The 25,110-nt window shown below is 42.9% G+C and carries 29 protein-coding genes; 4 read left to right on the top strand and 25 right to left on the bottom strand.

Annotated elements, in window-relative coordinates; genetic code table 11:
• Positions 1-7: 7 nt before the first annotated feature.
• From tnpA to NHH16_RS10820, 19 genes are all read right to left on the bottom strand, one after another.
• Positions 8-436: an IS200/IS605 family transposase gene (gene tnpA, locus NHH16_RS10910; protein WP_262069639.1), complete on the bottom strand. Its 429-nt coding sequence runs from the start codon at positions 434-436 to the stop codon at positions 8-10.
• Complete coding sequence (locus NHH16_RS10905; protein WP_262069638.1) at positions 433-561, bottom strand: hypothetical protein; 129 nt, start codon at positions 559-561, stop codon at positions 433-435. The genes tnpA and NHH16_RS10905 overlap by 4 nt, the downstream gene beginning before the upstream one ends.
• 81 nt (positions 562-642) lie before the next feature.
• On the bottom strand, positions 643-918 hold the full coding sequence (locus NHH16_RS10900) for a hypothetical protein (RefSeq protein WP_262069637.1): 276 nt from the start codon (positions 916-918) through the stop codon (positions 643-645).
• Positions 918-1,361: a VOC family protein gene (locus NHH16_RS10895; protein ID WP_275982203.1), complete on the bottom strand. Its 444-nt coding sequence runs from the start codon at positions 1,359-1,361 to the stop codon at positions 918-920. Before NHH16_RS10895 ends, NHH16_RS10900 begins: the two co-directional genes overlap by 1 nt.
• A 13-nt stretch (positions 1,362-1,374) precedes the next feature.
• Positions 1,375-1,899, bottom strand: a complete 525-nt coding sequence (locus tag NHH16_RS10890; RefSeq protein WP_262069636.1) for a flavodoxin domain-containing protein — start codon at positions 1,897-1,899, stop codon at positions 1,375-1,377.
• Between the two features lie 22 nt (positions 1,900-1,921).
• On the bottom strand, positions 1,922-2,587 hold the full coding sequence (locus NHH16_RS10885; protein ID WP_262069635.1) for an ABC transporter ATP-binding protein: 666 nt from the start codon (positions 2,585-2,587) through the stop codon (positions 1,922-1,924).
• A 5-nt stretch (positions 2,588-2,592) separates the two neighbouring features.
• A complete protein-coding gene (locus tag NHH16_RS10880; protein ID WP_330643517.1) occupies positions 2,593-3,888 on the bottom strand; it encodes an ABC transporter permease in 1,296 nt (431 codons plus the stop codon).
• A gap of 166 nt (positions 3,889-4,054) precedes the next feature.
• Complete coding sequence (locus NHH16_RS10875) at positions 4,055-5,137, bottom strand: sensor histidine kinase (protein ID WP_262069633.1); 1,083 nt, start codon at positions 5,135-5,137, stop codon at positions 4,055-4,057.
• Positions 5,125-5,796, bottom strand: a complete 672-nt coding sequence (locus NHH16_RS10870) for a response regulator transcription factor (RefSeq protein WP_262069632.1) — start codon at positions 5,794-5,796, stop codon at positions 5,125-5,127. The genes NHH16_RS10875 and NHH16_RS10870 overlap by 13 nt, the downstream gene beginning before the upstream one ends.
• A gap of 21 nt (positions 5,797-5,817) precedes the next feature.
• A complete protein-coding gene (locus NHH16_RS10865) occupies positions 5,818-6,075 on the bottom strand; it encodes a hypothetical protein (protein ID WP_262069631.1) in 258 nt (85 codons plus the stop codon).
• Between the two features lie 168 nt (positions 6,076-6,243).
• Entirely contained in the window at positions 6,244-6,462 is a 219-nt protein-coding gene (locus tag NHH16_RS10860; RefSeq protein WP_262069630.1) for a hypothetical protein, read from the bottom strand.
• 17 nt (positions 6,463-6,479) lie between these two features.
• On the bottom strand, positions 6,480-7,190 hold the full coding sequence (locus NHH16_RS10855; RefSeq protein WP_262069629.1) for an ABC transporter permease: 711 nt from the start codon (positions 7,188-7,190) through the stop codon (positions 6,480-6,482).
• The gene (locus NHH16_RS10850) at positions 7,187-7,867 is read right to left on the bottom strand and encodes a fluoroquinolone export ABC transporter permease subunit (protein ID WP_262069628.1); all 681 of its coding nucleotides are present in this window, start codon (positions 7,865-7,867) and stop codon (positions 7,187-7,189) included. Before NHH16_RS10850 ends, NHH16_RS10855 begins: the two co-directional genes overlap by 4 nt.
• Positions 7,864-8,712, bottom strand: a complete 849-nt coding sequence (locus NHH16_RS10845; RefSeq protein ID WP_262069627.1) for an ABC transporter ATP-binding protein — start codon at positions 8,710-8,712, stop codon at positions 7,864-7,866. Before NHH16_RS10845 ends, NHH16_RS10850 begins: the two co-directional genes overlap by 4 nt.
• Before the next feature lie 24 nt (positions 8,713-8,736).
• Positions 8,737-9,690 carry a winged helix-turn-helix transcriptional regulator gene (locus NHH16_RS10840; RefSeq protein WP_262069626.1) on the bottom strand — a complete coding sequence of 318 codons (954 nt, stop codon included), beginning with the start codon at positions 9,688-9,690 and terminating at the stop codon, positions 8,737-8,739.
• Between the two features lie 107 nt (positions 9,691-9,797).
• Positions 9,798-11,180 (bottom strand): 23S rRNA (uracil(1939)-C(5))-methyltransferase RlmD, encoded by a 1,383-nt coding sequence (rlmD, locus tag NHH16_RS10835; protein WP_262069625.1) that lies wholly within the window; start codon positions 11,178-11,180, stop codon positions 9,798-9,800.
• Positions 11,181-11,251: 71 nt separating this feature from the next.
• Positions 11,252-11,506 carry a DUF4366 domain-containing protein gene (locus NHH16_RS10830; RefSeq protein WP_262069624.1) on the bottom strand — a complete coding sequence of 85 codons (255 nt, stop codon included), beginning with the start codon at positions 11,504-11,506 and terminating at the stop codon, positions 11,252-11,254.
• An 80-nt stretch (positions 11,507-11,586) separates the two neighbouring features.
• Positions 11,587-13,815: a DNA helicase PcrA gene (pcrA, locus tag NHH16_RS10825; protein ID WP_262069623.1), complete on the bottom strand. Its 2,229-nt coding sequence runs from the start codon at positions 13,813-13,815 to the stop codon at positions 11,587-11,589.
• A 3-nt stretch (positions 13,816-13,818) separates the two neighbouring features.
• A complete protein-coding gene (locus NHH16_RS10820) occupies positions 13,819-14,217 on the bottom strand; it encodes a DUF3783 domain-containing protein (RefSeq protein ID WP_262069622.1) in 399 nt (132 codons plus the stop codon).
• Positions 14,218-14,354: 137 nt separating this feature from the next.
• On the opposite strand from NHH16_RS10820, the gene NHH16_RS10815 reads away from it, so the two are divergent.
• Together NHH16_RS10815 and NHH16_RS10810 are read left to right on the top strand one after the other, a co-directional pair.
• The gene (locus NHH16_RS10815) at positions 14,355-15,632 is read left to right on the top strand and encodes a polysaccharide deacetylase family protein (RefSeq protein ID WP_262069621.1); all 1,278 of its coding nucleotides are present in this window, start codon (positions 14,355-14,357) and stop codon (positions 15,630-15,632) included.
• A 14-nt stretch (positions 15,633-15,646) separates the two neighbouring features.
• Complete coding sequence (locus NHH16_RS10810; protein WP_262069620.1) at positions 15,647-16,255, top strand: DUF1836 domain-containing protein; 609 nt, start codon at positions 15,647-15,649, stop codon at positions 16,253-16,255.
• 18 nt (positions 16,256-16,273) lie between these two features.
• Here the strand turns inward: NHH16_RS10810 and NHH16_RS10805 are convergent, their stop codons facing one another.
• On the bottom strand, positions 16,274-16,564 hold the full coding sequence (locus NHH16_RS10805) for a YerC/YecD family TrpR-related protein (RefSeq protein WP_262069619.1): 291 nt from the start codon (positions 16,562-16,564) through the stop codon (positions 16,274-16,276).
• A 56-nt stretch (positions 16,565-16,620) separates the two neighbouring features.
• On the bottom strand, positions 16,621-17,346 hold the full coding sequence (locus tag NHH16_RS10800) for a phosphatase (RefSeq protein WP_262069618.1): 726 nt from the start codon (positions 17,344-17,346) through the stop codon (positions 16,621-16,623).
• A 79-nt stretch (positions 17,347-17,425) separates the two neighbouring features.
• Between NHH16_RS10800 and NHH16_RS10795 the strand changes: the two genes are divergently transcribed.
• The gene (locus tag NHH16_RS10795) at positions 17,426-18,445 is read left to right on the top strand and encodes an asparaginase (protein WP_262069617.1); all 1,020 of its coding nucleotides are present in this window, start codon (positions 17,426-17,428) and stop codon (positions 18,443-18,445) included.
• A 72-nt stretch (positions 18,446-18,517) separates the two neighbouring features.
• On the opposite strand, the gene NHH16_RS10790 is transcribed toward NHH16_RS10795, so the two are convergent.
• Positions 18,518-19,807 carry a D-serine ammonia-lyase gene (locus tag NHH16_RS10790; protein WP_262069616.1) on the bottom strand — a complete coding sequence of 430 codons (1,290 nt, stop codon included), beginning with the start codon at positions 19,805-19,807 and terminating at the stop codon, positions 18,518-18,520.
• A gap of 100 nt (positions 19,808-19,907) precedes the next feature.
• On the opposite strand from NHH16_RS10790, the gene citC reads away from it, so the two are divergent.
• A complete protein-coding gene (citC, locus tag NHH16_RS10785; protein WP_262069615.1) occupies positions 19,908-20,954 on the top strand; it encodes a [citrate (pro-3S)-lyase] ligase in 1,047 nt (348 codons plus the stop codon).
• Between the two features lie 61 nt (positions 20,955-21,015).
• Here citC and NHH16_RS10780 read toward each other — a convergent pair whose 3' ends face one another.
• From NHH16_RS10780 to ptsP, 3 genes are all read right to left on the bottom strand, one after another.
• Positions 21,016-21,840: a DUF368 domain-containing protein gene (locus tag NHH16_RS10780; protein ID WP_262069614.1), complete on the bottom strand. Its 825-nt coding sequence runs from the start codon at positions 21,838-21,840 to the stop codon at positions 21,016-21,018.
• 95 nt (positions 21,841-21,935) lie between these two features.
• On the bottom strand, positions 21,936-23,318 hold the full coding sequence (locus tag NHH16_RS10775; RefSeq protein WP_262069613.1) for an NCS2 family permease: 1,383 nt from the start codon (positions 23,316-23,318) through the stop codon (positions 21,936-21,938).
• A gap of 32 nt (positions 23,319-23,350) precedes the next feature.
• Entirely contained in the window at positions 23,351-24,970 is a 1,620-nt protein-coding gene (gene ptsP, locus NHH16_RS10770) for a phosphoenolpyruvate--protein phosphotransferase (protein ID WP_262069612.1), read from the bottom strand.
• Between the last annotated feature and the right edge of the window lie 140 nt (positions 24,971-25,110).

Below are 25,110 nucleotides of genomic sequence, written 5' to 3'. Positions count from 1 at the left end.
CTCCGTGCTATTGTTTCTTTTGACTTTCAATATACTGTGTGACCTGTTCGCGGCTTCTTTCACTAACCGTCACCACAAAGTAAGAGGGGTTCCACAGATGACCGCCCCACAGCTGCTGCTTGATATGAGGGTAGTTAAGAAATAACCATCTGGCACAATTGCCTTTTAGTACCTTGATAGCATCTGATAGCCGCAGCTGCGGCTTACAACTCACCAACAGATGGATGTAATCTGGCATAACCTCCTTAGCCAGAATCTCCAGCTCCAACTTCTGCGCCGTCTCTTCCAGATAACTGCTTACAACATCCTCTAATCCGCAGGCGAATATCCTCTTCCGATACTTGGTGCACCACACAATATGGTACTGTAAGGAATAGACATATCCCCTACCATGCGTAACTTCGTTTTCGTATGTAAATACCTCTTTTTTATTCATACATATATTATACCATATGTATCGCCTGAATCCAAGTGGTTTGCGTCTAACTCACGACTAAAGTCACGAGTGTGCGGCTCTACTTTATCAAATTCCGTCACTTCCTGTTTATGCTTATCTTTCACTTTATCCTCCTGACAATCGCAACACTGCTAGTTAATATTATTATGATGCTTTCTGCGCTTTTGTCAATCGGTAGACACAGGCTATACCCATCTTATAAGCCATTTAATGCCCTTTCTACAAATGGCAGCAAGAGCCACTAATGCTCCGTCAATTAAGATCGCAAACAGAAGCTGGGCAAAACCAGTAACTGAAGCTGCACCTATATTGAACGGCGCACTAGTAACTCCGATGAGATTTAGTATAGATGCACCAAATTGTGTAATGGCCGCCACGAGAAGCATTGCTGCTGAAAGGCCCAAGGCGATAATACCTACTGTCTTGAGAAATATACGAATGGTCTTTTTTACTGTTTTCATTATCTCTCCCACCTTTGCAGTTCAATCAAATTTCCTTCTGGATCTTTCACATAAACGAATGTACCGATGCCAAAATCACCATAATCATTTGATACAACCTGACCCAAAACAGATCCACCCTCCTGCGCTACAAGGTTCATGATGTTCTCAATATCATCGACCTCAAAGGCAATGTGGGCGAATCCACAGGCATTGACAGCCTTGTCCGAATCGATAATTTCGGGATATGAGAAGATTTCCAAGGTCGGGCCGTTATCCGAGACGCCCGGAAGTAACAGGTGCTCGCCTTCAATATGGGCATCCTTGATGCCGGTCATATCGCCAAGCCACTGACCGCGCAAATCTCGCTGTGGGCCTATTGGCTTACAGCCGAAAACAGTTTTATAAAAGTCGGACAGTTTACGCCAGTCCTTGGCTATTAGGTTCGTATGTACGTATTTCATAATGTTTCTCCCTTCATAGTCCCCGAACGTACAGGATAAGCGGTGCTATGGTTGCCTTGTCTGTGAAATTTACATTGCCACCGTAGGTGTCCCTGAAGGCGATGTCCTCCGCGGTAAGCTCCGCTTCTGATTTCTTGTCTATGGTCATCTTCTTCATCATCGCCATCATTGCGCGATGAGGGACACTGAGCTTTCCGTAGTCCATACCGCCGCGCAAGTGGAATATCTTTGTTTTTTCACGCAACCCCTCTGGTATATTCTTATGGATAATTTCGGTATAATCTGTAGTTTCAGGATTCGCCATCCCAACGGTAAAAACGATAAGGTTATTGACCGGATTCTTCACCACCAAATCAATACCGAGAATGCCGCTAGCATACAAACCGCCGCCGTGAATCACAAGATCATACTCTTGCAAATTAGCATGGTTTGCCTCTTTTTGCTCCAGTAAAGTCGCGCCCAATTCCTCAGCAATCCACTGTGCGTATTGTTTTGTTGTACCGTAATGTGTTTTATAAGTAACAGCTATGTTCTTCATCGCGATTCCTTTCCTTAATACTCTATTTTAGGAACGACAGCTTGCCGCCGTTTAATCCCCATAGTTCATCAGCATAGGTTGCCACCTTTTTGGAGTGGGTAACAACAATTACGCATTTATTCTCTTTATGGGCAAGATCGGTTAAGATGCTCATAATCGTATCCTGGGTATCGCTGTCAAGGTTTCCCGTGGGTTCGTCAGCGATTACAATATCGGGATGGTGGGCAATCGCTCTGGCAATGCCCACACGCTGCTGCTCACCGCCAGAGAGCTTTAGTACCTTGCGTTTTGCCGTTTCCTTGTCTATGCCTACTTTTTCAAGGAGCCCATAGGCTTCCTTTTTTATATTGCCACTTTTACAACCACTGATTTTCATGGAAAGCTCCATATTCTCAATGGCAGTGGCATTAGTAAGCAGATTGTAACCTTGAAAAATAACACCAATCTTTTTTGCCCGATAATCATCACGGTTCATCTCGCTAAGACTTTCACCGTCGCACAAAATCGTGCCATCTGTACAAATATCCAGTCCTGAAATTAGGGAAAGCATTGTGCTTTTTCCTGCTCCTGATTTTCCCATAATGCTGTATAACTTTCCGGTTTCAAAGCCGATATTCACATCAAGAAGAACCTGCTTTTTTGTGCCAGGATAGCTATATGAAACGCTTTTAAGCTCTAAAATACTCATGTTCGTCAATTCCTTTCCGAGAGAATTTTCATTGGTTCATATTTCGTGATATACAGAATACCCGACAGACTTGATACAAGTCCAAGAGCAAGAGCGATAATTACAATCGTGAGAATTGCTTCACCGCTCATGGATATTTCCACCTCAGACAGCCTCTGGCGTTCCCTCAAATTGCTGAAGGTGCCGCCCACTTGCTGCACATTACCTGAAAATTCGGCTTCTTCAGCTATCTGAATCTGACTTTCCAGAAGGGTATCTGCAACCGGCTGGGAGACTAGCGCACCAACGCCAAGTCCCAGTATAAGACACAAGCTGGTGATGATAAGCGACTCACAAAGGAAACCTATAGCAACCTTTACCTTCCCCATACCCATTGCTCGGAGAACACCAATCTCATATTTACGCTCACGAATTGCCATCGTAGAGAGTACAACGAGAATAACTCCGCCCAAAATCAAAATAACAATCAAAAATGTGTTTGTAATCTTCGACATTTCTTCCACTGGACCAACCACGGTTTTGTAGCCCGATTCATCGGATGTTACCTTGTAATAGCTGGGCAGACCCTTTGCTGTCAGTTCTGCCTTAAACGCTTCAAGGTCTGATGGGGCCTTTAGCGTATAAACGGCTGTCAACGCACGATTGTCATTTTCCAGCATACCCATAGCCGTGATGGTATCAATGCTTACGAACACTTCATTATGACGGTTATTCCACGGTAGGCGGAAAGGTTCTTGGTCGTCGAGGTAATCAGTCGTATGGTCCTCGAAAATACCGCTAATTGTGAGCGTGTAAGTCTTTGGGCTTTGCCCCATGTCCTTAAGCTGTATGGTATCACCAACAGAAAGGTTATTAAGCTTGGCAAGCTGCTCACTAATCATGCACTCATTTTCGCCTGCGGGGTACTCACCATCTGGGATTTTACGAGCGCCGGACTTAAACTCGTCGCTGATGTCCGCTCTGCTAGAAGCAAGCAGAGACATATTCGGCATAGAGCTTTCGCTGCCCCCCACACCACCATCACCGTAAGCACCGCTCATACCGTTTCCCACACTTAAATCTTTGTCAAGTACATCCATATTTATCAGTTGCCCCGATATTTTGGCTTCATAGATACTGCTTAAAAGCAAATCTGATTCGCCGAATTCAATGTATTGGCTAGTTGTGATGTCATCCACACCCATTTGCCCTGACTGTGCGAGCTTGTCATAATCGAGGTCAATGGCAACCTCCGCTCCAAATCTTGTTTTGTAATCATTAATAATTTCCGTCGTTGTGGTGTTGATGACAATCGATACCACAGTGGTCAGGATGATGATGAAAATAATTACCGCTATCAAAATGTTTCTACCTTTGTTCCTGCCGAGATTCTTTACGGCATTTTTTAATATGTACATAGTCGACTCCTTTGCCTTTGATGAGTCCAGTATAGCAAGACGAATGTTTACTGAATGCTAACGGTGTAACTCAAGCAGCTGGAAAGGAGATGTAAAAGGTTGAACCTTCCCCTGGGGTACTCTCCACCAATGCGAAGCCGCAACAAAGATCACAAACATGAGACACTAAACTCAGTCCAATTCCGTAGCCGTCTTGGTTCAGCTCGTTTACACGGTAGTTATGACTGAAAATCTTTTCTTGCGTTTCATAGGGAATACCGATTCCATTGTCCTGAACGCTCACAACCACACTGTTGTGCTGGTTCTTGACGGTGACGATAATAGGCTTATTTTCGCCATACTTGAGCGCATTGTCTAAAAGATTAGATACTGCACGATATATCCAGCGCTGCTTAGCCCATATTTCTGTCTCTTCATCAAATTCAAAAACGATATTACCAGCAATCTTACTATACTTGTCACATACCTCAGCACAGATAAGAGACACATCGACAATACCTTTAATCGAGCTATCCTCTGATTCGCTCAAGGTTAATACATCATCAATACTATCGGATATATCTCCAAGCTGAGCGGTAAACTCGGATTGTTCATTTAGCTCCATGTTTGTCCGCAGAATGGAAAGTGCGTTCTTCTGCTCATGGGAAAGGTATGAGTAGAGTCGCTTGCTATCGTCTAGTTGCTCCCTGAATTTGGCTTTTAGCTTACCGTGGGCTCTTGCTAACGTAGGATTCTCAATTTTTGAGGAATCGCTCTCCCCGGTAAAATCAAGATTTTCTGCAAGACGGCTTGCTTGCCTGTCATAGGCATGGCGCAAGAATGTCCAAAATGCAAGGGAAGTAGCAAACAATAAAATAAGGAAAATCAGAGCATAGGGAATTAAGCGGCTGAAAATCTGCATAATATGCTCACTATGATAATCCACCGTACTCACAAGGCGGGACTCTTGTATGGACACAGCATTCTTGTCGATAATTGCGGCGACAATTTCTTCATCAGAAAGCTGATACAAAGTGCCTGAACTGTTATATGCCGTATTTGTTGCTGTGTCACGGAATAGAATCATGACTACGGAAAACAACACTGTAATTATCAGCGAATAGATAAGGATTGCAATTCCTGTTCTTATATGAGTTTGGCTTAGTCTACCCATAGTGAATACCCCTTTCCCCGCATGGTAATGAGAACATCTTGCCTAGCAGCATCTGCTAGTTTCTTACGAAGCCTGGTGAGATGAACACGTAGCACAGATGAAAAGGGATCAAAGCTATCATCGTAAATGTGCTCTGCGATTTCTTCACTGGATATAACATTTGGGTGATTCATGGCAAGGTATTCTAAGATATCAAACTCTTTCGCTGACAGATTCAGCTTCTTCTCGTTTATCTTGGCGACTCTGGCTGACGGATTGATAGTCAGAAAACCAATTGCAATATTCGGGTTTGTCCGCCCGTGGAAGCGGCGAATGACAGCATGAACCCTGGCCCGAAGTTCCAAGAGCTGAAACGGTTTCGTCAGATAATCATCTGCCCCTAGGTCAAGTCCCATTGCCCGTTCCTCGATTTCATCACGAGCGGTAATGATAATGACAGGGGTACCTATGTTCTCACTACGCAAAAATCGCAAAATCGAGATGCCGTCCTTTCCTGGCAAATTTAGGTCAAGGAGGATGGCATCGTATTCATTTGCGTAGGCCTTTTCCTCGCCATCACACCCATTGTATGATACGTCAACCGTAAAACCAGCCTTCTCAAGTCCTGCTTTCATTGTCTTTGCAAGTTCCTTTGTATCTTCAATAATTAATAGTTTCAAATTTATGTCTCCACTTTTATCCTAACCATCCATACATGTATGCTTCTCTAATATGTATGATTTAATTACTGCCTCTATAAAATCTACTCGATCAAATACCGTTGGTTTAAAATAAGAAGTAACGGCAACTACAATACTATTTGTAGAATCAACATAAATTACATTTCCACTATTACCTATAGCGGCATATATTTTCTTCTTCTCGTTAACAATCCACCACAAATAGCCATACATCATATTTCTGAATTTATCGCTTTCCACCAAAACAGGAGCCGTCATTTCATCAATCCATTTCGAAGAAACAATTTGCTTACCACCTAAATTCCCTTTATTTAGGCAGAGTAAACCGTTTGATAATTAAAATCGTTTGATATCCCTTTTCGTCCACCCAATAAGTCCAATGATGTTTTCGTCCAGTCCTCACTGCTACAAACTTTCGTCCAAGGATCACCCTTGCATTTGTAGGGAGCTCTCTTGGTAAGCAAATGCTATGCCAATCAGCAGAGAAAATACGCTTTTTGTTGCAGACATAACATGGGTGCAATCATCCACTTTGTAACCATTCCACTCGTCACTATATATTTTTTCACTATCTTTATATGCAACAATCTGGCATATATTGCTTTGATTATTAGAAATTATACTGTGTAATTCTTCTTTATTCATATTTACTCCTTTCCATGCTAGAGTTTTTTTTCAAATCGCTTTACCAGGAGCAAAATCCAAACAGCAGTTACCAATAAACCAATTCCTGTAAAAGTATAGTTGCTTTCCTTGACAGCTTTTGCCAACCAGTACGACGGAAGTGCCGAAAAGAGGTACTGAGCTTTCCCGCTTATGAAAAATGGTGCTAATGCTCCGAGCGTAAACAGCATTGTGAACTTCCCCACTGCCATCCCCTCGACTTTATTTGCGGAAAATGCCACGATTAACAACGCTGAGCAAATACCTTGTACTGTGCTAACGATTACTAATACAATTAGCATTGCCGCATTCATGGAGGCAAGATGAAAAAACGTAACTACGACGACGCTCATAAACAACGAAATAATTCCCGTCATGCCAAATCGTGATAATAAATATCCTTTTTTCCCCAATGGTGTTACTGCTAAATAGGATATTAGCCGTTCGTCAGCCTCCTCTAGAACCACCATTGCGACAATAAAACTGTACATTGACGGAGTGAGCATAACTAAGAACAAATCCAGTAATCCATAGTATGGAGATATAATTTGTTCTACTTCCAGATAGTTAATAAGCTGTGTTTCGGCAAAGGGAATCCCAAAGCGAAACAGTGCTCCCACCAAAACCGGCACAAAGGCAATAGCTAAGAGCATAGCGTCTTTTTTCATCTGCCTGAACATTTGAAAAAAACTGAGTAACATTGCTTTCATAGTGTAACACCCCCAAGTCTTTTCCACATTTTCTCCGTCGAACTATAAGCAAGGACAAGTAAGAGTGCAAATACAAGCCCAAGGATAGCTATGTCATATCCTGCACTGTGCACACTTCCTGTGATTAAGACCATGCTGCTGCACAGCGGAAAAAAACGCAATAGCTTTGTCGGACAAAAAAGATAAATGAGCGGCGGCACAACACACAAAATTTCCAAGGGTACCGTTGCCATCAAATATCCATTCAGGCTATTTATCTTTGTCGCTACAATCAGTCCCAGCAGCGTAAAAATGCCAGAAGTTAAGGCAACGGATAGCAAGAGCATGGGGATATTATTGCTACCCGCCACTACTGCCAATACTAGAGAAACCAATATGGATATAGCGGCAAGGGAAAGCACTTTTGATAAAATGTATTCTATCGTCGTTACAGGGGATACCGCCAGCGCATTTAATACTCGCTCACTCTTTTCCAATAACACAATCGCCCCCATAAAAAACAGTCCAAGAGCTGCCGGATCGGAATAAATCATCAAACTTACCGCTTTTTCCCGCCATGTTTCAGGAAAAACCAGTAACAACATTATATATACGGCTGAGAAAGTCAGATAGAGCAAGTAGAAGCCATACTTCATTTGAAATCGTATATCCCCAAGCAGGAGCTTTATAAATCTCATTTTAGCGTCCTCCCAGTAATCTCCATGAAAATGTCATTAAGCGTAGGTTCGCTGCTGTGAATAGACTGTATGCGATTGCTTTGTAGCAGCTCCATTAATCTGCTGTCCGTTGATGTCTGTGCCAAAGGGCATTCCCCTGTGTGCTCTTTGGTACTATCGTGGAATGTGTACTTTATGGTTGCTGCTCCTTTCCGCATAATCAAATTATGGGGCGTGTCCATAGCCTTAACATGGCCATCAACAATGAAAGCAACTCGATCGCAAAGCTCAGTGGCATCCTGCATATTATGAGTTGTGAGTAGAATGGTCTTGCCATTTTTCTTTTCCTTCAATATTAAGTCTTTCATTATGCGGCTATTGGTAGGGTCAAGTCCGCTTGTTGGTTCATCAAGAAATAAAACCTCGGGGTCATGTAATAGAGCTTTGATAAAATTCAGCCTCGACCGCATTCCTTTAGAATAGTCTGATACCTTTTTTTCAGCATCATTGTGAAGCCCCACGAACTCCAATAGCATATCAATGTTGCGGGACGGCTTTGCATATAAGGAACCAAAGAATTGTAGATTTTGGCGTGCGGTCAATTTTTCATATAGGGTTGAGTATTCAAAATCAACACCAATGCTTTCGTAGAAAGATTGCTTATGTGTTTTGCATTCAACACCATTAAGTGTTGCGCTGCCATTATAAGTTGTTATTAGGCCGGTCAATATTTTTTGGAGCGTTGTTTTGCCTGCCCCAGACGGGCCGAGGAATCCAAATATTTCGCCTCTCGCTACGTGAAAACTCATGTTTTCGATAAATGGATTATTTGTATAGCTGAAGTCCAGCTTTTCAACAGTAATCATAGCGTCCTCCTATGCTGAGCGCCCTTAATTTGACGTTTTATCTTTTTCATCCTCAGGTGGGGTAAGAATAAACCCAAGCGTCCTAAGCTTTCTATCCTTGGAGGGCTTGTTTTTCAACAGGTCAGCCAAAATCCCCTCCATTTGGCGAAGTGTCCGCATAAGTTCCTCATCTGTTGCATAGAACGGTATGGCATTATAGGCACTGATATCGCCCTTAATGTCAATATCATCCCGCTTACAGTAGACCTCAAAAAGTTTTGCCAGTCCGGCAATATACTGCATGAACATCGCCAAGTACGCTTCACCTGAATTGCTCTCCACAATACCATTAATATCCGAAGCAAAATCAACGGCAAGTGCATAGGTTCGCTCTACCGTTCCCCGCACACGATTTTCTGCCACGACCTTAATTATCCCGTCTGTGGTTAGGCGCTTGAGATGACGGTAGAGGGTCGCCTGGGCAATGTCGGGATGACTCTGTGCAAGTTGCTTGGCAGTCATTTTACCGCAAGAATTTACATCCATAATGAGTTTGCACAAAACAGGGTTCATCAGGGCGTCCATAAATTTTTGGTTCATGATACTACACCTCACTTTCATATGCACAATATTATCATATTGATAATATTGACACAAGAAAAATACTTCAGCGGCCATAAATCTAAAGGCTACTAAAGTATTTTCGAGTGAATAGTGATTTGTATTATAGTTCTTACCATCATCAGCAGTTATTCGAAATTTTCGAATAACTGAGCCCTCTTGCAACTCTGAGTCGCTAAAAATCTTTTTAATGTGGTAGTTAATTGTGTTAACCTCAACATCATAAAGCGTTGCCATCATCTTTTGCGTTAGCCAAATATTCTCGTCTTCATAACGCATTTCCATACTGTCAGGATTATCACCAACAGAAGCGATATAGGTTAGGTATTCAGCCGCACTTGAGCGGATAGTTATTTCATCTTTTTTCTTTTTTGGCATAATCATCTGCTCCTTTTTTTGCAAGGCCGCCTTTCTCCGTAGTTCCCTGTCTCCAATTGAACTACGTCTTCGGCTTGTTCTCTTGGACATCTATCACGCGGTCAGCGCTAAATGCTCCCCTTCGTCATTTCACTCCTAGTGAGCAGTGTTACGTTCTCAACATGAACGGTGCTAGGGAACTGATCGATAGGACAGACCTTCTCCACCTCGTATCCTCTAGCTAGCAGTACTTCTAAATCCCTAGCTAAGCTAGTAGGCTTACAGCTTACGTAAACTATTCTATTTACTCCGAAATTAATTATTTTCTCTAAGGCTTTTGGATGAATACCATCCCTTGGTGGGTCGAGGACAATTAAATCCGGTTTATCCTTAAGTTCATCAATAACTTTTAGAACATCACCTGCGATAAATTCACAGTTATCGAGATTATTTAACTTGGCGTTCTCTGTAGCTGCCACCACTGCTTCCTCGACAATTTCTACACCCACCACTTTTGTCGCAACGGGAGCGAGCAACTGGGCAATGGTTCCTGTACCACTATAGAGGTCGAAGATTACCTTATCTTTAGTCTCACCAATAAATTCCCGGGTCGTCTCGTATAAGACCTCAGCGCCTAACGAATTCGTTTGAAAGAAGGAAAACGGTGATATTTTAAAGCGTAGACCAAGCAGTTCTTCAAAGAAATAATCTTGTCCGTAGAGAATGGTCGTCCCTTCGTCCTTAACTACGTCTCCAAGCGCATCGTTATGAGTATGCAAGATGCCCACGATTTTCCCTTCCAGATCTAAACTAAGCAGAACCTCTTTAAAGTCCTCTTCCTTTCTTGCCAAGGCCGAGGTGGTAATTAGGTCTACCAAGATTTCTCCGGTTTTCTTCCCTTTGCGAACTAATAAATGGCGCAAATAGCCTTCGTGGCTCATCTTATGATAGAAAGGCACATTCTCTCTCGTGAAATAAGTAAGGATAGCGCTTAGGATTTTGCGAAAGTCGCCATCCACTAGCTGGCACTCTGGCACATTCACGATATCGTGAAAGCTTCCTTTCTTATGCATCCCTAAAGCCAGTGGACCATTCTTTACTTCATCGCCAAAGGAAAACTCCATCTTGTTACGGTATTCCGAAGCAATGGGACTGCCCTTAATCGGCAAAAACTCCTCTGTGCCTGTTAGTACTGGGCTCAGCAGACGCTTAACTTGCTCTTCCTTTAAAGCCAGCTGAGTCTCATAGGCTAGATTCTGGTAAGCGCAGCCACCACAGCGGCCAAAATGAACGCAAGTAGGTGGTATTTCTACCGGACTTTTCTCCACCACTTCAAGGAGACGCCCTACGGCGCGACCACTACGCTTCTTCGTCACCTGAAAGCGAATCTTTTGTCCGGGAATTCCGCCTTTTACTAACGCTTGTTCTTCTTCATCTGATACGTTAACTACGCTTTTATTGGGAAAATCCACCCGCTCTACGACACCTTCATAAATTGCTTTTTTCTTCATCTTATCCCTCACATAGAAAAACAGGTATGCCTTATGAGCGCTACCTGTTTTGCTATCATTTTCTCATTTTACTATTTTGCTGCTTGTGGCTCTTCCTCTTTGAAAAAGTCATCATCGAAGTCGTCATCAAAGTCTTCTTCGAAATCTTCCAAATAATCTGGAGCAAAGAACGTATACACTGCATACGCAATACCGGCGATCGCTACGACTGCCCCCACAATAGCCAAAATCCATAAAATAGTTCTGCCAGTCTTATCCTCACTGTCTTTTTTACGAATGAGTTCATTCAATTTGCTTTCTGCAATAAAGTCTTCTATCTTACTCATGCAATCACGTCCTTTCGTCTTTTATGTTTTCCATTATAGCATTTGCTTTTATTTATTTCTATATGTTTATAAAATTCTCATCAAATTTTCACTAATCCAGCGAACCCGGCGAACATCTTCTTCTGCCCTACGCGGTCGAACTCCACCGTCACCTCGTAGTCGCGACCACCGCGAACTAAGTTCTTCACGATACCATCTCCGTATTTGCGGTGCCTGACCCGGTCACCCTCACCGTACTCTAAGCCGTCGCTCTCTTCGCTAGCACTGCCAAAGTTTCTAAGGGGCGTGGCGTTGAAAGCTTTTTGCTTAAAGGTCTGCTTCGCCTGGAAATACGTATTTTCCTTTTCTGGCTTGCTTTTCTCAAAATGACGGCCACTATCTAATAAATCCATTGGCAATTCTTTTAAAAACATGGACATCTTCGAGTATCTCGTTTCGCCGTTTACCATGCGCTTTTTAGCATACGTAAGCGTCAAACGCTCTTCCGCTCTCGTAATACCTACATAAGCCAAGCGCCGCTCCTCTTCAATTCCGCTTTTGTCTTCGTCCATTAACGTCATGTAGCTAGGGAAGACACCGTCTTCCATGCCCGTTAGATAGACGTTGGGAAATTCCAGTCCCTTCGCACTATGAAGCGTCATCAGGACTACATAATCCATGGTTTCATCTAAGCTATCTATATCGGCTACTAAGGCTACCTCTTCAAGGAAATCACTAAGACTTGCCGGTTCCCCTGTCGCCGCTTTTCCTTCTTCAAAGTCAGCAGCTTTCGTAATTAGCTCTTCCACGTTTTCCATTCGCCCTTTGGCCTCTTCCGTGCCCTCTAAGGCAAGAGCTTCCATATAGCCGGTCTCGTCAACCACAAAACGCACGAAGTCTAAGAGTCCCATCTCTTCTTGGACACTTTTTAGTTTCTCGATTAGTGCTGTAAAAGATTCTAGCTTACCAACTCCTCGTCCGATATCGGGAATCAAATCCACAACTCGTAAGGCCTCGTAGAAGCTCATCTCCTTCGCGGTGGCGTAGTTCGTTACCCGATTAATGCTAGTTAAACCAATTCCTCTTCGCGGCACATTGATAATTCGCCGCACGGCCAAATCGTCACGACCATTATCAATCGTCTTTAAATAGGCGAGAATATCTTTGACCTCTTTTCGCGAATAGAAGTTAACACCGCCCACAATCTTATAAGGAATGCCCCGGTTAACAAAGCGCTCTTCAAACTGTCTAGACTGGGCATTGGTACGATAAAGTATCGCTGAATCCTTATATCCGTATTCCCCCGCTTCTTGAACGGTAACAATATCATCTACCACAAACTCGGCTTCTTCATACGCATTATCGAAGCTACGAAGGCGTATCTTCTCGCCCTCATCATTGTCTGTCCATAGCGTCTTATCTTTTCTCCCATAATTATTACTGATAACCGCATTTGCCGCATTAAGTATGGTCTTGGTCGAGCGATAATTGCGCTCTAGCTTAATCACTGTAGCGTCTTCATATACCTTTTCAAAATCTAGGATATTCTTTATATTTGCTCCGCGAAACTTATAAATTGACTGGTCGTCATCACCAACCACGCAGAGATTGCGGTTTTTGTCTGCCAGGAGACGAATAAGCTCAAACTGCACAGAGTTGGTATCCTGGTATTCATCTACCATAATATATAAAAAGCGATTCTGGTAATACTCAAGAACGTCTTGATTAAATTTAAAAAGCTCCACTGTGCGAAACAAAAGGTCATCAAAATCTAACGCATTATTGGCCTTTAGCTGCTTTTCGTACTCTTCATAAGCATCTGCTATCCGCTTTCTTGAAAAATCACCTTCCGCCTGCTTCTTCATCTTGGTGACAGTCACCATTTCGTTTTTCGCACTACTAATAGCCGATATAATCGCCCGCTCTTTATAGACCTTGGTGTCGATATTCAGCTTTTTACACACCTCGCGCACCAATGTTTTCTGATCATCGCTATCGTAAATGGTAAAGTTTGTATCGTACCCTAAAAGATCTATGTGTCGACGCAAGATTCGCACACACATAGAGTGAAAGGTGGATACCCAGATGCTTTCCGAGCCGTAACCTACTAGATCATCCACTCGTTCGCGCATTTCGCCAGCGGCTTTATTGGTAAACGTGATGGCCAGCACGTTGTACGGATTAACCCCTTTCTCCGCAATTAAATAGGCGATTCGGTGGGTTAATACTCTCGTCTTTCCCGAACCAGCCCCGGCCAAAATAAGAAGCGGGCCTTCTGTACAAAAGCAAGCTTCCTTTTGTTCTTTATTCAGTGTGTCATAGATACTCAATGATTATTCCTCTTTCTTTCCCTTTCGATTTGCATTCATCTGCTTGATCATTTCCCGCTCTTTGCTAATTTCCTGAAATAACTCGGCTGCTGTCCAGCTAAGATTATTAGGCGTCGTCATCGCTTTTAAGGCGACTTGCACCCCTTCTTCTTTCATTAAAAAGAGAGCTTGATCCAAATCCATTTCGGGGCTCGCGTGAATCACCAGCATCTCCTCCGAAATATCGCCGTTTATAGTCGAACTTTCTTCTACCTCAGCTAATCCAATCAGCCTCTCTAAAGTCTGTCCGTACTTTTCCTTCTCCACGTACACCACTTGATAACCAAGGAAAGTAAAAATACGCTCCAGTTTCTCCCCTTTTTCCGTTCCCGCAAGATTAAAACACAATAATTTCGCTTCCATACATTCCACCTTTTATTCCACCTCTTTGTTTGCTCTTTTTACATTATAGTTTTTTTTACTTCCAAGGGCAAGGTCTTCCTTTTCAGAAGCTCCCGGAGATGGTATAATTACCTAAGAAATCTGCGACGGGGGATGATATGAGCACGAGAAGAAAACAGAATTTAAAAGCACATATGAAGCGCAAAAAAAAGCGACGCTTACAGCGGCGAATAATTGTATCCGTTAGTGGTGTGTTACTTTTTTTGCTTATTAGTTTTCTTTATCTTAACTACAACAAACCAGAACTAATTGTAATTCGCCCTAGAAATGTAGAGATCAATCAAGGGGAAGCTCTGCCAAAGCTTTCTGCCAACATAACTTATGCAGGAAAACGAAAGAAAAGAGCCCTTGGCGAAAATGGATATACCCTCTCCTCCTTGTTGTCTGATTTAAAAAAAGGTAAACATTACGAACTCGTCTTCGAAGGCGACACAAATGTAGATAACAAGTACCCCATTCACGTTAAGTTTACCGAGGATTTTAAAAATCTTTTAAAAAATCAGTATCAGGGGAAGATAGAATTAAAGACAGAAAAGGGACATGTAACCGTTCTCAATTCTCGTGGTAAGTGGCAAAGCGATGATAAGGGTAAGCGTTTCCTTTTAGAAGACGGTACTTATCTTGCCAATCAATACCTTAATTCTCAGGGTCAACTTTACTACTTTGATAGCAATGGCTATATGGTCACTGGTGATGTACCTATTGGCCGTAATATGATGCATTTTAATAAAAAAGGTGCCTTTGAGAAGCGCGGCGAACTGTTGCCGCTCGATCCTGCTCGCCCCATGATTGCCTTAACCTTTGATGATGGTCCCGGTAGTGAGACAGCGGGAATTCTTGATACATTAGAAAAGTACAACGCCCACGCCACCTTCTTTATGCTAGGCACACAAATTCCGAATCATCCTGATATTCCCGGACGTATGCTAGAAATCGGTTGCGAACTAGGAAATCACTCTTATGGTCACCCCAACCTAACGAAAGAAAGTCCCGAGAGTATTCGCACCCAATTTAATCAAACAAATCAACTTTTAACAGATGTGGCAGGCAGTCCTGCAACGGTCGCTCGGGTGCCTTACGGCGCAATCAATGGGAAGGTCAGTGCCAATATGACCCTACCAGCCATCTTTTGGACCATCGACACAAGAGACTGGGAGACCAAAAATAAGGATGCTAACGTAGCTGCCACCTTACAAGGGGCCGGCGACGGACATATCATCCTTTTACACGACATTCATAAATCTACTGCTGAATCCGTCGAACCAATTATCCTTGGTCTCTATGCCCAGGGGTATCAGCTAGTTACCATTAACGAAATGGCAAAAGCCAAAAATATTACTTTGGAACCTGGCAAATCCTATCACATAATTCAGTAATTCAGGAGAAATAAATGACGAAATTCACGAAAGAAGCGCTAAATGCCCTTCTCCAAGATCTCGATTCCATGAGCTATATAAAGGCTGACGATATTCCCGAAATTGACTTGTATATGGATCAAGTCACCACCTTTATGGACGCTCACCTGGGAAGCACTAAGCGTAGTCCCGAGGACAAGGTGCTGACAAAGACCATGATTAATAATTATGCCAAGAATAACCTCTTGCCTCCACCTGTTAAAAAGAAATATTCAAAGGACCATATGATGGTCTTAACCTTAATCTACTACCTTAAGAACGTCCTCTCTATTAAAGATATTGAAAGTATCCTTAAGCCACTGGCTCAGCAATACTTTGCTAACGACGAGCAAATCAGCTTAGAAGCTATTTATGAGCAGATTCGCTATCAGGCTAAGGAGCAGATGACCACCTTAAGAGACGACTTAAACAAAAGTTTTACAGCCGGTGAAGAGGCTCTTAAGGAACTTAATCTAGACGAAGAGAAACATGCTTCCCTAGAGCTTTTTACGATTATTGCTAACTTATCCTTTGATGTCTACATGAAGAAATATCTCATTGAAAAGTTGATTGACCAGATAACAGAAGAAGAGGAAAAAAAATAAAACTTCCCGCAGGAAGTTTTATTTTTTTTCAATTCGTTCAAAAACCATATCATACCCATCGTTACCATAGTTAAGTGAACGATTCACTCGACTAATCGTCGCTGTTGAAGCCCCAGTCTTTTCGGCAATTTCCAAATAGGTCCGTTCTTCTCTCAGCATCTTGGCAACTTCGAATCGTTGCGACAGGGAAAGCAGTTCATTCACTGTACAGATGTCTTCAAAGAAGGTATAACACTCTTCTTTACTCTGTAAGCTTAAAATCGCTTCAAAGAGGTAGTCTACTGACTCCGTTTTAATTTTTTTGCTCATATCTTTGTCCCTTCTTGCGTGATCATTATACCTCTGTATTTTAACACACTAAAATGTTAAAGTCTATTATTTTTCTTAAGCCGCAGGAGCAACTTATCCAGCGAACTATTTGCCACTAATTCTTCAGGAAATCCCACTTCTTCCAGCTTTTTTAGAGCATGATTATTGATACCGGCATCGACGTCCATATGGGCATCGGTACCTACGGTTATCATCGCGCCAACCTCCATACACGCTTTTAAAAGTGTCGTAATATTCTCTTGCCCGTTTTCTCTAAAGCTCCGCGGATCAAGAGAGCTATTATTTACTTCTAAGAGGGTCCCCGTCTCTTTCGCTGCTAGAGCTAAACGAAGATAATCAATGGGAAACCGACTGTCATCGGGATGACCGATAATATCTACCTCTGGATTATTCATAACTTTAATATACGTATCAGTAATTACCTCTTTGGATAACTCCCCGTTGTAGCAGGGAACGTGCATGCTGGCAATCCGGATATCTAGCGTTTTAAGCAGATTGTTATCTAAGTCCAGGGTTCCTGCTGAATCCATAATATTTAGCTCCACACCTTTCAGAACAAGAACGCCTTCCATCATTTCCGGAACCACCTTTAAATTCTGAAAATAAAACAAATGCGGTCCGCCTGGCATCTGGGGAGCATGGTCTGTTATCGCAATGCCTTTTAAGCCATTTCTCTTCGCCGCAGCCGCCATTTCCCGCATACTACTGTAGGCGTGACCGCTGGCAAGTGTATGGGTATGAGTGTCAATTTCAATATGCATAATCTTACCTTCCTTTTCTCTTGCACAAGTATAACGTAAATCCCTTTGTTTTTCCAGTTTAATATGTTATATTGACGATATGAATACTAAAAGAGAAACTAACAAAAACATTTTATTTATCGCAACAGGTGGGACTGTTGCCAGCTCAGAAGGAGGTAACGGACTTACGCCAGCGTTAACTGGGGATTTGATTCTCGCGAAAGTCCCAGAGGTGGATCACCTCTGTAATCTAAGTGTCCTCCAACTAATGAATATCGACTCGACCAACATGGCACCGGAAAATTGGCTTAAGATTGCCGATACTATTTTAGAAGAATACGACGGTTATGACGGCTTTGTCATCCTCCACGGAACAGACACGATGGCCTATACGGCTGCCGCTCTTTCCTATTTAATCCAGAATAGCCCCAAGCCGATTGTCTTAACTGGCTCACAAAAGCCGATTAGCAACCCTTTTACCGACGCTAAGTTGAATATTTATCAAAGTGTTCTCTACGCCCTCGATAAGTATTCCTGCAACGTATCTATCGTCTTTAATAATCAGGTGATCGCTGGTACTCGGGTCAAAAAGCAACGAACTAGAAGCTACAATGCTTTTGAAAGCATGAACTTTACACCCCTGGCCCACTTTATCGAAAACCGTATTCTCAGAAGAGTAAAGGACCCTGAAGCTTTAGAAGGAGAGCTTCTAAGTTACGATAAAATGTGTGACCGGGTCGCCGTTTTAAAGCTTAGCCCTGGACTTTCGCCGAATATCTTCAAGGCCTTTGAACAAGACGTTGACGCCCTAATCCTAGAAACCTTCGGTATCGGCGGCATCCCCGAATACGACGGCCACTCCTTCGAGACGGCCATCCGCGATTTTATCGCCAAAGGCAAGACCATTATCCTCACTACCCAAGTGCCGGAAGAGGGTCTCGATCTATCCCGCTACGAGGTCGGCAATAAGTACACCGCGCTAGAGGGTGTCTTAGAAGCTGGCAATATGACCACCGAGGCCATTGTCGCCAAAATCATGTGGATTCTCGGACAGACAGATAAACCTAGAGAAATCAAGAAAATGTTCTATAAGATAATAAACTACGATAGAGGAGAATAACTGGAAGCATCACGCTTCGCGAAAAAAGGGTAGATCACGTAAATCTAAAATGTGATCCGCCCTTTTTCTAACCTAAATTTTCGTTCTAATATACTCTTCCTGGATCTCCGCCGGCACCAAAACTCCTCCTGTTGCCCAAGCGATGTGACTGGCGTTATCCATTTTATCTTCTAAATTATGCTTTTGAAGATACGTCTTCATCTCTGGATACTTACAGAACTTAACAACTCCTTCAAAGCTAGCGGCAGCACTAGGTTCAATAAACACCTCTTCGCTACTTAAAAGTAAGCGCATATAGTCATAAAGAGAGCCATCTGCCATGGTAAAGCACCCTGCCAACAGCGGCTCCATTACCTTGCCCACAAAGCCTGACGCTCTTCCTACGGCTAGGCCATCGGCATGAGTCTGGCCAGAGAGGCCGATATCCTTAACGGAAATCTCATTATGCAAACCGCTTGCCATTCCTAAAGTCATACAAGGAGCGGCTATTGGTTCAATAAAGAAGCAATGGACGTGCTCACCGAAGATCTCCTTTAGGCCAAAGGTAATTCCGCCGGGCGCGCCACCCACACCGCAGGGAAGATAGACAAACAGCGGATGCTCACCATCTACTTTTATCTTTTGCTCTTCAAGCTGCGTCCCTAATCTAAGAGCGGCCACGGCGTACCCCATAAATAGGTCTTTAGAGTTCTCATCATCGATAAAATAGCTAGTTGGATCCTCATCAGAAAGCTTGCGGCCCTCTTCCACTGCTTTCGAATAATCGTCCTGATATTCAATCACCTCTACCCCATGAGAGCGTAACAAATCCTTCTTCCACTGTCTCGCATCCGCTGACATGTGAACAATTACCTTAAAGCCAACCGCAGCCGAAGCGATGCCAATACTAAGTCCGAGATTTCCCGTGGAGCCTACTTGTATTTTATACTTCGAGAAAAGCTCTCTGGCTTCCGCCTCTGCTAGCTTTTCGTAATGATCGCCGGGATGAATGAGTCCCCTTTCAAGAGCGATTTCTTCGGCATGCTTTAGCACCTCGTAAATACCGCCACGAGCCTTAATCGAACCAGCAATCGGCAAATGGCTATCCATCTTTAACAGTAACGTCCCCGGGGCAACCTCCCCATAGGCATTCGTAAGCGCGACTTTCATCTCGGGTATTGCCATTAATTCTGACTCAATAATCCCCGCCGCAGCTGCCGTCTCTGGAAACACCTTAGCAATAAAAGGGGCAAAACGACTAAGCCTTGCGCTCGCCTCTTTAATATCCTCCATGCCAATGTCTACGGTAAGTCCGGTGAGACCACATTCCTTGTCATTAAGATAAAGAAACTCTTCACCTCGTTTTAATTTCTCCATCGCCATACCACTCATCTCCTCTCAAAATCGTTCCATCTACAAATAGTTTTATATTTACTTCCATGCCAATCATCGCTATAATTAAGCATAGTAAAGGAGAGTATCAATGTCAAACTATTTTGTTTCAGAAGTGCATTCTTATGATTTAAGAGCCCACGACCAAGTTAATCAACTCCTCCTAAATGAGGGTATTCGCCGAGATGCTAATCTGGATTATACCTGTGGCATCTTCGATGAACTCGGTAACGCTCTAGCTACCGGCAGTTGTTTTGGAAATACCCTGCGCTGTCTCGCTGTAAGTAGCGACCATCAAGGCGAAGGTCTCATGAATGAAATCGTAACACACCTGATTGGGCATCAATTCTCTCGTGGTAACACCCATCTTTTTCTCTATACAAAGTGTGATTCTGCCAAGTTCTTTGAAGATTTAGGTTTTTATAGAATTATTGAAATTCCCGGACATCTGGTCTTTATGGAAAATAATAGAACCGGCTTTTCCGACTACCTAGAGACTCTCGCAAAGGAAAAAGTAAATGCTCATAAAATTGCTGCTATCGTAATGAATGCCAACCCGTTCTCTTTGGGACATCTGCATCTGATCGAAAAAGCAGCAGCTGAAAATGACATCCTCCACCTATTTATCGTCAGCGAGGATTCTAGCCTAATCCCCTTTTCTGTGCGGAAACAGCTAGTGATCTCTGGCACGACTCATTTAAGTAATATTTGTTATCACGAAACCGGTTCGTATATGATTAGCAGTGCTACTTTTCCCAGCTATTTTCAAAAGGATCATGATGATATCGCAAAAGGTCATGCTCTCCTTGATCTTACTCTCTTTGTCCAAATAGCAAACGCGCTAGGAATACAAAAACGTTACGTCGGCCACGAACCAAACAGTCACGTTACCAATCTATATAATGAGACGATGAAGCAAAAACTACCTGAGTCGGGAATCTGCTGCACCGAGATACCTCGCATCACTGCGGGATCAGAGATTATCAGTGCTTCAACCATTCGCGTTGCTATTAAAGATGGCGACTTTGACCGTCTGCGCTCCCTTGTCCCCAAATCAACTTATGAATATTTCCTAAGTCCAGAAGCTATCCCCGTCATTGAGCGCATTAGGCACGCCGAAAATATAATTCATCATTAAAAGGAGCTGTTGCTCCAGTTGGTCTTCACCGGCTAGCTTGCAACAGCTCCTTTTTATAATACTATTTTTCAATTTTTTCTTCTAATCTAGACATATATAAAATCGCGATAAAGCCGGCAAAGAACAAGATTATAGAAAGAATCACTTCTTTAAAGTTCGCCGGCAGACCAGGATTTAGCTGGAAAATTGAGGCAACCACAAAGCCTAAGATAACCGTAAACGTACTCTGGCGATATTTCTTTAAGAAGAATTGTAAAAGCTTCGCTATCAAGATTACCCCCACACAAGCTCCTAGCGCAAAGGGAATCAGCTGAATAAAGTCTCGGTTATTAATCGTGGCTAGCACTGTCTTATAGAGCCCTAAAAGGAGTAGCATATAGGAACCGCTAATGCCTGGTAAGACTAGCGCAATCGAAGAAATCGCGCCGGCAACCGCTAGGACAATCCAGTTCATCACCACATTATCCGTAGAGATAGAAAAGGTTCCGGCCGGGAGGTTATCAAGGGCAAAGACCACGAAAACACCAACTGCAAACAAAAGAATCTTCTTAATATTTACATTTTTTGTCGTAATTCCCGTCTCTTTATAAATAGGAGGAATACCGCCTAACACCGCACCGATAAAAAGAAATACCGTTGGTGCGTAAAGATTCTCTAATAGCCATTCAATCGGCATGGAAAAAACCAAGATTCCTAGGCCTCCACCGATGGCAATCGGAATTAGAATCTTCAAGGATTTCTTCGGTTCTTTAAAGAACGAGCCTACTGCATTTATCAGAGGATCAAAAATCCCCATAATCACCGCCATCGTCCCGCCGCTAACTCCTGGAATCAACATCGCAAGTCCCATGACCATGCCTTTAAGTATGTTTAGTAAGTAAATCAATTATCTGCTCCCTTCCATATCTCATCAGATGGGGACGGAGTTTTTTTCAAAAAAACTCCGTCCCCATCTGAAAAAAAGTGTGTCCCCTTTTGATTCTATAGGAATATATATTTTAGAATAAATAGTACCGCCAGTACATACATCAAGATACTAAGCTTCTTCTCTTTGTACTTACCAGTAAATAAGTTAAGTGCTGCATAAGTGACAACGCCCATTGAGATACCTTCAGAGATACTATAAAAGAATGGCATCGCCGCGATACAGATATAACATGGAATCGCTTCAGCAAGATCCTCAAAGTCAATATTCACGATATTAGTCAGCATGTAGAAACCAACGATGATAAGAGCTGGTGCTGTCGCAAAGGCAGGGATTGCTAAGAATATCGGTGACAATAGTAACGCTAGACCAAATAGTACAGCCGTTGTTACCGCGGTCAAACCTGTACGTCCACCTTCTGATACGCCTGAGGCACTTTCTACGTAAGTAGTTACTGTTGATACACCAAGGACAGATCCTGCTGTCGTTGCAACAGCATCTGATAAAAGAGCACCTTTAATCTTCGGTAACTTTCCGTCTTCATCGAGCATATTTGCCTTCGTAGACACCCCGATTAACGTACCGATGGTATCAAACATATCTACAAATAAGAAAGCGAAGACAACGATTAGGAACTGTCCGGAGAACACTCGGCTAAAGTCTAGCTTTCCAAAGATTGGAGCAATACTAGGAACAGAGATACCATTGCTAAAATCTGGTAATAAGGAATAGAAACCTGCTTCCACATTTGGTACGTAGATTCCTGACACCTGACATACGATTCCTAAAAGCCAGGTAATAAGAATTCCCCAGAGAATGTTACCTTTGACGTTCTTTACTACTAAAACAGCGGTAATGATCACGCCGATAATCGCTAAGACAACTGTAATCCCCGCATCTTTAAACGTAGCTTCAACGCCGTTAGCCGCATTAAATCCCTCAAGGCTAAAGAGTTCCACTAAGGTGGCACCGCCAATTACGATTTTGGCGTTCTGGAGACCGATAAAGGCGATAAATAGACCAATACCAACAGATACTGCCGACTTTAGGTTACGGGGAATTGCATTAAAAATCGCTTCCCGCACATTAGTCAGTGATAGCAGAATAAAGATAATACCTTCAACAAATACCGCTGCTAAAGCCATCTCCCAGGTATACCCCATCCCTAAAACCACTGTATAAGCAAAATAAGCATTAAGTCCCATACCTGGCGCTAGGGCAAATGGATAGTTCGCGAAAATTGCCATCAATAAAGTTCCGATTGCTGCCGCAATGGCTGTTGATGTAAAGACGGCACCTACATCCATGCCTGCAGCACCCATAATATTCGGGTTAACGGCCAAGATATAGGCCATGGTCATGAAGGTAGTAATACCTGCCATTACCTCTGTTTTCACATCCGTGTTGTGCTCTTTCAGTTTAAAAAGCTTTTCTAACATGTTCGTCTCCTCATTCTTTCCTTGTAGTGTGATTACTGTATTTCTCTAATTTTCTTTCGTAGCCCAAGAACTGACGGTGGTGCCACCGAAAGCTCGTGAATACCAATCTTAATGAAAAATTCGGTCATCTCCAAATCCGCAGCCATATCGCCACAGATACTGATTCGTTTCCCTTCTAGGTGAATGTTGTTCGCAACAATCCGAATCATCTTAAGAAGTGCCGGGTGATTTTGCTGGTAATAACCGGCTGCTTTCTGATTGTCCCGGCTAACTGCTAGCGTAAACTGGGTCAGATCATTGGTACCAATACTAAAGAAATCAAGCTCTCTCGCTAACTCACCGCTTAGCATAACTGCCGCCGGTGTTTCTATCATGGCGCCTAGCTGAATCTTCTTATTATAATCCACCTTGTCATAATCGAGAGCTTCTTTGGCCTTTTCTACGTACTGCTTTAAGAGCCCCACCTCTTCTTCCGAAGTAATTAGGGGAAAGACAATCTTCACATTACCATACGCTGAGGCCCTTAAGATTGCTCGCAGCTGAGTCATCAGCATCTCTTCTTTATCTAAGAGCACGCGAATACCTCGGTAACCAAACCCTGAATCTTCAGATAAATCCATACACGTGGGTTGTTTGTCATCGCCTAAGTCAGCCACTCGAATGGCCACTGGTTGGGCACCCATCGTCTCTGCCGCTCGTCTATATACCTGGAACTGATCCTCTTCCGTCGGCGTCCGCCCGCTAGGATCCATAAAGAGGTACTCTGTTCGAAATAGACCGATTCCACCAGCATCACTTCGCAGTACATTGTCGATATCCTCTGCTGTTCCGATATTAGCACAGACGTCAATACGGCGACCGGACTGAGTAATATTCTCTTTCCCTTTCAGACGCTCAAGATTCTTTAGCTTGACTAAATTAGCATCCTTTTTATTCTGCATTTTGGTCAAGGTCGTATAATCTGGCTCAATATACACCTTACCCTCAAAGCCATCAAGGATAATGGTCTTTCCTTGATAATCCTCTTTAAGAGCTTCTCCCAAACCGATAATGGAAGGAATCCCTTTCGTTCTTGCTAGAATCGCCGTATGCGAATTGATGGTCCCGTATTTCGTTACAAACCCTAGCACTTTTGCCTTATCAAACTGCATAGCCTCACTAGGATATAGTTCATCGGCCGCTAATACAAAAGGATCGTCCACTAGAAGCTTATCTTTCCAGCTACGGGTGAGCACCCTGATTATTCTAGAAGATACATCCTTTACATCTTCATGATGATTGTTGATATCCGGGTCCTCGGCAACCGTACTACTTTTAAGGAACTCCTCTGTACCCGTTATCACCGCATACTCCGCATTCAATTTTTCTTCCAAAATAATGGCATTAATCAATCGGTTATATTCGTCATTCGCCAATATTTTCTGCTGAACCTCAAAAACGGCTGCATTTGCCTCTCCTACTTCTTTAGAGGCAACTTCAAATAGCTCTTTTAGTTCTAGCTGCGTCTTTTCTTTCGCTTTCAAAAGACGTGTCACTTCTTTTTCTACGTCTTTTACATTGATCTGACGGATTTCCTTCGTTGTTCTTTTAAAGAACGAAAGCTTGCCGATGGCAATACCTTCAGATACTTTTTTTCCCATTAATGTTATCATAAAATAAACCCTCGCGAGTGCAAAATAGTTGGCTATTCTACTTTACACTTTGAGGGTTTTTTCGTCAAGTTTTAATCAAATAATGCAGCTCTGAAAGGTAAATCTTTTTATAGTCATTGATTAATGGGATTTTTTAAAAA

The sequence above is a fragment of the Ohessyouella blattaphilus genome, assembly GCF_024721265.1.
Classification (GTDB): Bacteria; Bacillota; Clostridia; order Lachnospirales; family Lachnospiraceae; genus Aequitasia; species Aequitasia blattaphilus_A.
This window is presented reverse-complemented; position numbering and strand designations above follow the sequence as displayed.